Annotated in this window: 5 protein-coding genes; all 5 read right to left on the bottom strand. The window is 39.8% G+C overall.

Annotated elements, in window-relative coordinates:
- Positions 1-16 precede the first annotated feature (16 nt).
- Entirely contained in the window at positions 17-532 is a 516-nt protein-coding gene (locus tag OQ267_RS10000; RefSeq protein WP_265835754.1) for a YdeI/OmpD-associated family protein, read from the bottom strand.
- Positions 533-984: 452 nt separating this feature from the next.
- The gene (gene dnaE, locus OQ267_RS09995; RefSeq protein WP_265835753.1) at positions 985-3,996 is read right to left on the bottom strand and encodes a DNA polymerase III subunit alpha; all 3,012 of its coding nucleotides are present in this window, start codon (positions 3,994-3,996) and stop codon (positions 985-987) included.
- A 168-nt stretch (positions 3,997-4,164) separates the two neighbouring features.
- Complete coding sequence (gene dinB, locus OQ267_RS09990) at positions 4,165-5,481, bottom strand: DNA polymerase IV (RefSeq protein ID WP_265835752.1); 1,317 nt, start codon at positions 5,479-5,481, stop codon at positions 4,165-4,167.
- Positions 5,482-5,773: 292 nt separating this feature from the next.
- The gene (locus OQ267_RS09985; protein ID WP_265835751.1) at positions 5,774-7,735 is read right to left on the bottom strand and encodes an OmpA family protein; all 1,962 of its coding nucleotides are present in this window, start codon (positions 7,733-7,735) and stop codon (positions 5,774-5,776) included.
- 36 nt (positions 7,736-7,771) lie between these two features.
- On the bottom strand, positions 7,772-8,743 hold the full coding sequence (locus OQ267_RS09980) for a type IX secretion system membrane protein PorP/SprF (protein ID WP_265835750.1): 972 nt from the start codon (positions 8,741-8,743) through the stop codon (positions 7,772-7,774).
- Positions 8,744-8,796: the final 53 nt, after the last annotated feature.

Genomic DNA, 8,796 nt, shown 5'->3' with positions numbered 1-8,796 from the left:
ACTCATAACTATTAACCTACAACTCCAAACTCTTTTTACTTTCCCTGATCATTGTACCATAATCCTGTCGCTTTTCCATCGCATTAATAGTCATGACCAATCTTTTTGTACGCGTGGTTTCGGTTTTGGCCTCATTAATCCATCTAATAAAATAGTTCTGATGGGATTTAGGTTGTTGCATGAAACAAATAAGCAGCCTTTCATCTTCAGACAGGCATATTTCCAGGTCTGCAGGCATTTCAATTCTAAAATCTTTATCCTCTTCCAGCCATAACTCTACTTTAGCACCAGCTTCCTTTCTTATTTTTTTACGAAGTGTAGCGTTAATGGCAATAATAAAATCGCCCTCACCCATTGGTACGGTAGCTATTCCGGAAATATCAAAATCATCGATTTTCCCTTTTACCCTGAAAGAAACCTTACAATCAGGCTTGATTTCATTCGCTAAGACAGCAGGAATGAAGACATAACTCCAACCTGTTTTTTCGCCCATTTGTCCAAAACGCTCTATTTCTGCATTGATCTGAATCATATATTCATTTAATGTATAAAATCATTTGCGCTTATGTTAAGGGTTTTAATTACAAAACATGAGCTCCTGGCTATTCTCCAAAAAGAGAAGAACCTCAGTACTATCGGGTTTGACCTCATAAAACAGTGAAGAAATCTTTTTAATTAATCCCTGCCTTACTTGAGGATCAAAGCCTGTTTACTTGTAAATAAATGGCGAATTGCTAATTAACTTCAAGATTTTATTGAACTTCTAAAGCCCTAAGAAATGCCTTTAAAACTTTCTCTTGCATTTTATCCGGATGTACAAGGTAGTTCCCATTTTTACTTGATTTTTAGTTTAATATACAAATCTAAAAATTATTAGTAATAACTACTAAATCTGTTTCTATTACATCTATTACCCTATACTTTGCTAATTGGCTTAAAAAACAGCTGATTCATGAGCCGATTAGCCATCCCATTCGGCTACGATTAATGAACAGCTACCGGATTCATTACAATATCCAGTTTGGCAAACTTCAACACTTCCACACTGGGGAAGCCGAAATCTTCCACTATTCTACCCAAAATCAAATAGCAACCCTTTCCTGTAAAGGGATATATGGGTGTTGTATTTGGAAAATGGGTAGTATCAAAAAAATCACCTTTCACATCCAGAAAAGTACCAAACCACATTTTAGTATTTTTAACCGTATGCACAGTTTTTTCGCAGACATAATTCCCCACCATGCGCACTGTTTCACCTACATGTTTGCCCAAATCTGCTGCCATCACCTCTCCGCGGTAACTGGTTTTCAGGAAATCAAACATATTAAAGTTTAATGAGTAGCCTAACAGTTCCCATTCTACATAAGCATCTTCCAGTGCAGAGTTTTCTAATGCAGGCAGTACATATTCCTTACTTTCCAGATTAAATAATTCGGCTGAATGCGTTCGCTTTTGCCTATGCCCTAGATAATTATAAATCTCCCAAAGCAAGGTTTTCTTATCTTTCCCGGTACACCTTAAAGCTCCGAGCCGGATTAATAAAATGACTTGTTCCAGCGTAATCTGAGTACGTTTTACAAATTGCTCCAAATCTTTATAAGGACCATTTTTTCGGCGTTCTGCTGGTATTTGTTCGATCATTTTATTTTCTAATCCCATTATCCCCATAAACCCCAGGTAAACATCGTTGCCATTAATATTCACCACTTCATCGCTATGATTTACGCAGGGGAGATAAACCTTTGCGCCTGTTTTCTTTAGCTCATGAACATAAACCCAACGACTATAAAAGCCACCATAGTTATTTAAAACGGCCACCATAAATTCTTTTGGATAATAGGTTTTAAGGTATAAACTCTGGTAACTTTCTACGGCAAAAGATGCGGAGTGTGCTTTTGAAAAACTATAACCTGCGAAGGAAGAAATCTGCCGCCAAACCTCTACAATCAGTTCTTCTGCATGCCCCTGAAGCCTGGCGGATTGAAAAAATTTATTAACCAGCTCCTCAAAAGCAAGTTTCGACCGGTATTTGCCGCTCATGGCCTTTCGCAATACATCTGCATCGGCTAAATCCAGGCCTGCAAAATAATGACAGACTTTAATTACATCTTCCTGGTAAACCATTACGCCATAGGTTTCCTTCAGCTGCTCTTCCATTTCCTTACAAAGGTAAACCACTTGATCAGGTGCATGGTAACGCTCAATAAATGATTTCATCATGCCTGAACTGGCCACGCCGGGGCGAATAATCGAACTGGCTGCCACCAGTGTTAAATAATCTTCACACTTTAATTTTTTCAACAATTGCCGCATAGCAGGCGATTCGATATAAAAACAACCCACGGGTTGCCCTTCACGCAGAATCGCATTTAATTGAGGATCGTGTTTAAACGTTTTGAAATCATGGATATCAATCGCTTTACCTTGGTTTTTCTCGATCAGCTGAACAGCTTCGCGGATGTGTCCGATTCCCCGTTGACTTAATACGTCAAATTTCTCATAACCAATTGCTTCTGCTTCATACATATCCCATTGAACGGTTACATAGCCTTTCGGAGGCATATCAAGCGCAGTATAATAAGTAATTGGCTCATCAGAAATTAAAATTCCGCCCGCATGAATGGAACGCTGATTGGGCATACTTCTCATATACTGATGCACGGCAATTAATTTTTGGTAAGTTGTATTTTTCTGGTTTTCACGTTCTTTCGCCGGATCAGTAAAACCATCAATCTCTTCTTTTGGTAAGCCCAATACCTTTCCAATCTGCCTGATGATTGCCCGGTCTTTAAAGGTGCTCATCGTTCCTAAAAAAGCAACATGCCACCGAGGGTATTTTTCAAAAATATACTTTTGAATAACCTCCCGCTCATCCCATGCAAAATCGATATCAAAATCAGGTGGGCTGGTGCGTTTCTCATGTAAAAAACGCTCAAAATATAAATCAAGATCAATGGGGTCGACATCTGTAATCCGCATGCAATAGGCTACGATACTGTTGGCTCCCGAGCCCCGGCCTACGTGATAAAACTTATGTTGACCCATCGCATAGCGAACGATATCAAATGTGATTAAAAAATAGGCACAATAGTTTTTAAACTCTATGATACTCAACTCTTTTTCCATCCTTGCCCTGGCAACCGGGTGATCATTTCCATAGCGGTAGGCCAAACCCTTGTAAGCAATTCGCCGGAGCAGGATGCGATCAAATATTTCACCTTCTTTGGTATATGAAAACCTGTTTTTAGATTTCACCTGTGGTTCAAAATAAACGCTCAGGTCACAGGCATCTATAAGCCGTTGCGTATTATCAGCCATAAAAGGAAAGGCTTCAAACTTTGCTTTCAATGCCTTTTCTGTAATCAGGACTTCATCATCACCACATTTAGATGATTCGGACACCATACTTAACAGCGTATTCAGTTCAATTGCGCGTAAATACTGGTGCAAGCGGTGCTCTATCTTACTTCCCACCGTAACAGGATGCCAGATTACCAGTTTTTCCTTTTGCTGCAGTAAACTATGTTTATAAAGGTAATTTAGCTGGCTGCTTTTAATCCCAACAAACTCATTCGTTTTTAAAACCCGGTTAAAGCTTTTGATAAATGGATAGATAACAAAAACATGTTCAAAAACAGGCGCATTATCTGGTAAAGTTCTTCCTTCAATATTATGGATGCTTAAAAATTCATTAAGCTCTCGCATCCCTTCTTTATTTTTTGCGATACCAAAATACAACAGCTGATCATCTTTCCGGAACTCAATCCCGGCAACTGGTTTTAAATGATAAGGTATATTTCCTGACTGTGTTTCATCAGGTGCCCTGGCAATCCCCTGCTTATAACAGGTTCTGATAAATTCTATTGCCCCGGTAGAATTATTGATATCTGTCAACACCATCTGATGAATACCCAAAGCACGGGCCTTCGAAACAATAGTTGGGATATCCATTGTTCCATATTTTAAACTATATGCAGAATGTACGTTTAAGAACATTTTTGTTGTTTTCGTTATTCGTTTGTCATTCAGCGTTGTTCGTTTGCCGTTTAATGTTTTCAGCCTGTTGTCCTCTGTTTATAGCTGTTCAATGCGCTATTTCCTAATGACATTTCCTTAATCCTATTCGTCTATTTCCCATTTATACCTCTATTTCCGCAAATACTACTATCCATCCAACTTTGTAGCTGTACCCAAATCGGAATTGATAAAAGTTCTGATTCTTGATTTTTTACGCGCTTCAACGGGTTCACTTTCTTCCTCTGATTGTTTTTCCAGGTGCTTTTTTCGGGGATTATATTTAATCACCTTTCCATATTCGTCCCGTTCGGGTCGCTTGACAATACAGGCCTTAACTACTGATTCAATGCCATAATGATTTCTGACCTTATCCATTGCCTGGTACAGGTCGTACTCTTCTTCTGAGGTATGGTACAGGCCAATTTGTTCAAATCCACTTACCAGATGGGAAAGTTTAACCCCGATTAAGCGCAATAACATCCTTTTGGAATACAGTTTCTTAAACAAGTCATGCGCCTTGCTAATTAAAAAAGAATCAAGTGCGGTGTATGGAATCCTGGCCTGCTGGGTTACAGTTTCAAAATTGGCGTAACGGATGGTAACGGTAATGCAGGCAGTTAATTTTTGCTGACTGCGGAGTTCATAAGTTAAATTGCTAACCATCCCACTCAGTATGGCCTTCATTTTTGAGATATCCATGCTATCGTTCTCGAAAGTGGTTTGGGTACCGATGGATTTCCTTTCGCGATAAGGAACAACAGGAGAAAAGTCAATTCCATTGGCTTTTTGCCAGATGCCCAGGCCATGCTGACCTAAAATTTTAAACATCAGTTCCTGAGGAATTTCAGCTAAAGTCTGCACTTTACGCACCCCCATTTCACTTAGTTTTTTATGCGTGGCATCACCTATTCCAGGTATTTTATAAATGGCCAGCGGGTTTAGGAATGGGCGAACCCCGGGAAAGGGGATTTCCATTTCGCCATCCGGTTTACACTCATTGGTCACAATCTTAGAAACCGTTTTATTCACCGATAAACCAAAAGAAATGGGTAAACCGGTTTCCCTGATAATGGTTTGCCGGAGTTCGGAAGCAAATTTCATACAGCCAAAAAACTTATCCATCCCCGTCATATCGATATAATGCTCATCAATACTCGCTTTTTCAAACAATGGAACACGTTCGGAAATGATTTCCGTAATCTCATGTGAGGCTTTTGAATAATCGTCCATATTTCCTCTTAAAAAAACAGCCTGTGGACAAAGTTGCTTCGCCATCCGGCCAGGCATAGCTGCATGCACACCAAATTTCCGGGCTTCATAACTGCAGGAAGTAACCACCCCCCGATCAGAATTTCCGCCTACGATAACAGGTTTACCAATGAGTTTAGGATTCTTCTTCAACTCTACTGACACAAAAAAAGCATCCTGGTCCATGTGAATAATTTGCTTGTTCTTGTCCGTCATTCTCCTAGCCGTTTAAATTATTTTCGTATTTACCTCTAAACAAAAATACTAATATATTTAGCTTAAATACTTTCTTTCCAAGTTTAATTACCAACAAAATACTAACATTTTTAGTTTAAATTATTTGAGAATATTAGCCGCAGTGAAATCACACATCCAACAGGTTACCTGATAGATAAGCAGCGTTAGCGCATTTTAAATTTTAATTTAAAACACAAAAAAAATGCGCTGACATTTCTGCCAGCGCATTTAAAAAAATTAATTTACTATTATGGTAACCTGAGTGTACCTCTTATTGTTTAACAATTTTGAATTCTGTACGCCTGTTCAATTGATGCTCTTCCTCGCTGCAAGCCATCCCATTAGCACATGAATTGATTAACCTTGTTTCTCCGTAGCCTTTTGCTTCAATCCGGTTTTTATCTATGCCCCTTGAAATGATATACTCCACCACAGATTCAGCACGCTTTTGCGATAACCTCAAGTTAAAGGCATCATGACCGCGGCTATCAGTATGCGATTCGATCTCGATCCAGATGGTTGGATTATCTTTCATAATTTTGACAAGTGCATCCAGTTCAATTGCCGCATCAGGACGGACATTCCATTTTTCAAAGTCATAGTAAATGTTTTCTAACCTGATTTCCTTTTCTAATTCTATCGGCTCCAGGTGCAGATCCTGAACGATCGCCGATACCTTATCGACAGAGACTATGTCAAGGTTTACGGCATCAGTACGAAAATGACTAGCCTCTGCCGACACTGTGTAAGCTGATCCGGCTGATAAACTAAATTTATATTCCCCCTGATTATCTGTTTCTACTTTTGAACTTCCTCCGTTAATTCTGGTCAAGGTAACCAATGCACCGGCAACAGGTTGTTTGCTTTTACGATCATAAATTTTTCCAGTCAGTTCAACAGCACGGACAGACTTCAGATCAAGCAGATAAATATCGTCGCTACCCATCCCATTCAAACGGTTTGACGACAGATGTGCCACGCCGCTTTTCTGATTTAAACTAAAGGCAAAATCATCCTGAGGCGAGTTGAAAGGATAACCCAGATTTTCAACCTGCCAGGCGCCTGCAGTATTCTTTAATGCGTGAAAAACATCAAGACTGCCCATTCCAACATGGCCATCGCTTGCGAAATACAAATTATTCCCGGCTACAGCAAAGGGGCTACGTTCATTGCCTGCTGTATTGATTTGCTCCAGGTTGACCGGACTGCCCCACTTACCTGTATCATTTTTCAAACAAACATAAATGTCTGTCCCACCTTTCCCACCGGGTTTGTTTGAAGAGAAATACAGACTCCTGCCATCACCAGAAATAAAAGGATCACCAACAGAATATTCGTTGATCGCATTATGCACAAAAGCCACCGGTGCTCCCCAATTCCCACTGGCATCCTTCACGCTACTATAAATAGACACATTTACCGTACTGGGTTTATTTTTTATCTTCTTTAAGGATTCGGGAATCTTTGTCATCGTGAAGTACATCGTATTTCCATCAGCAGTAAAAGTGGCTGAGCCCACATGATAACGGGCACCGGTTTGCAGAGGAAACATTTTTAAACTGTCTGTAGAAGAAGTTTTGATATACAATTTCAGGTAACCATTACCTGTCCAGCCGTAGATCTTTTGATCAGGCATTTTTGCTCCATCAAATCTTAAAAAGGGCGATTCTGATACCAAACCGGGAGTAACTGTAGTTCGGTCTGACGTAAGCACAATGGCACCATTGTATCCAACAGATCCCCAGTCAGACTGCGGACTGTTCAGTTCTTTCTGATTAATTATTTCAACTTGCCGGGGATTCTTCATCCATTTTGAAGCTGAATCGCAGGAAGCCAGCCAAACGTTTGCATCTTCTTTGGAAATGTTCTGACCGAGCTTAATATATGATTTGTACTGAACTTTAGCTGCGTTATATTTTGAATTGCTTTGAAGTGCCTTGGCATAACCCAGTAGATTTTCAGGCTTGCTCCCCGGCATTTTTGCAGCTATGGCATACCAGCTTTCGGCCTGTTTATAATTATTGATAAAGGCATATGCCATGGCCAAACGCTCTGCCGTATGTAAATTTTCCTTTTTTCTAAAAGCTTGTTCATATAAATCAATAGCCTTCGCATAATTAAACAACTCAAACTGGTGATCTGCAGATTTTAATATATACTGGGCATTTACTGACCCTGATAAAGCCAACACGCAACAAACGGTAAAATATATTTTTTGTAGTTTTTTATTCATTATAATAGCTAAAAATTCCTTTAATAGTCGATTTAATTAAAATACCCTCGGTGTAGCCAACCTGATGTTTGGCTTAATAAAGGAATAAGCAATTGATATTTCATGCGTGCCTCCGCTGTAGCCTTGTAATGCACCAATGGAAAAATCATAGCCATAGCCAATCCGCAGCTTTTCTGAAGGAAAAATCTGAATGGATGCAACTGCTGAATTTCGCTGACTAAGATCTTTTTGAAGGTAACTTTTGTCGTAAATTTTTAATCCGGTACGGTAAGAACCACCTACCCACAAAACCTCCTTAATCATTAAAAATGCATTTAGATCTAAACTGGTGGGCCCTCCCCGGTCGTCTTTAAGCAAAAACGATGGCTTGATCTGAAAATCTTCAGACAGTGGAAATAATGCGCCCGCGGTTAAATAGTAATGGGGTTTTGGTTGGGAAATAAAAGCATAGCGATCAACATTGATGTAAGTAGCAATCAGGTTATCAACCGATAAACCAGCATAATAGCGATCATTAGCAAAATAAACACCTGCGCGTGCATCAGGGACGATTGTACGCTGCACTCCAACGGGTTGAAAAACCTCTGTATGATTTGGGTTGAGCATCGATCCGTCAATACCCAATTGTATCATACCTACACCTAATCCTAAAGCAAGTCTTGAACTCCCGTCATCATTCATCCGTATCCGGTAAGCATAATTCCCATAAATACTCAGATTCGTTTGTGCGCCTAATTTGTCGCTTGAAACCTGGAGCGCAAGGCCCACATTCTGGCGGTTTGCCGTGGCATCTACGGCTAATGACATGGTGCGCGGTGCCCCGGAAATACCTGTCCACTGACTTCTGTAAAAGCTATGTACATTCAGTACTTCTTTATAACCAGCATAAGCCGGATTGATATAAATCCCGTTAAACATGTACTGGCTAAACTGCGCATCCTGCTGCGCCACCGAATGCTGCGAGAGAAATAAAACGCAACAACCGATTAACAATAATATTTTTTTCATCATTTTAATATCCTTAACAGAAGTCCACCTTTTAACGGGATAACTTCTTAAAA

It is taken from the genome of Pedobacter sp. MR22-3 (genome assembly GCF_026240075.1).
Taxonomy (GTDB): Bacteria; Bacteroidota; Bacteroidia; order Sphingobacteriales; family Sphingobacteriaceae; genus Pedobacter.
Note: the sequence above shows the minus strand (reverse complement) of the source record. Positions and strands in the feature narration are given on the sequence as shown.

Excerpts from the sequence above, each read along its gene's own strand:
- OQ267_RS09980 (WP_265835750.1), bottom strand. The coding sequence starts at position 8,743 with ATGAAAAAAATATTATTGTTAATCGGTTGTTGCGTTTTATTTCTCTCG.
- dnaE (WP_265835753.1), bottom strand. The coding sequence starts at position 3,996 with ATGTTCTTAAACGTACATTCTGCATATAGTTTAAAATATGGAACAATG.
- OQ267_RS09985 (WP_265835751.1), bottom strand. The coding sequence starts at position 7,735 with ATGAATAAAAAACTACAAAAAATATATTTTACCGTTTGTTGCGTGTTG.
- dinB (WP_265835752.1), bottom strand. The coding sequence starts at position 5,481 with ATGACGGACAAGAACAAGCAAATTATTCACATGGACCAGGATGCTTTT.
- OQ267_RS10000 (WP_265835754.1), bottom strand. The coding sequence starts at position 532 with ATGATTCAGATCAATGCAGAAATAGAGCGTTTTGGACAAATGGGCGAA.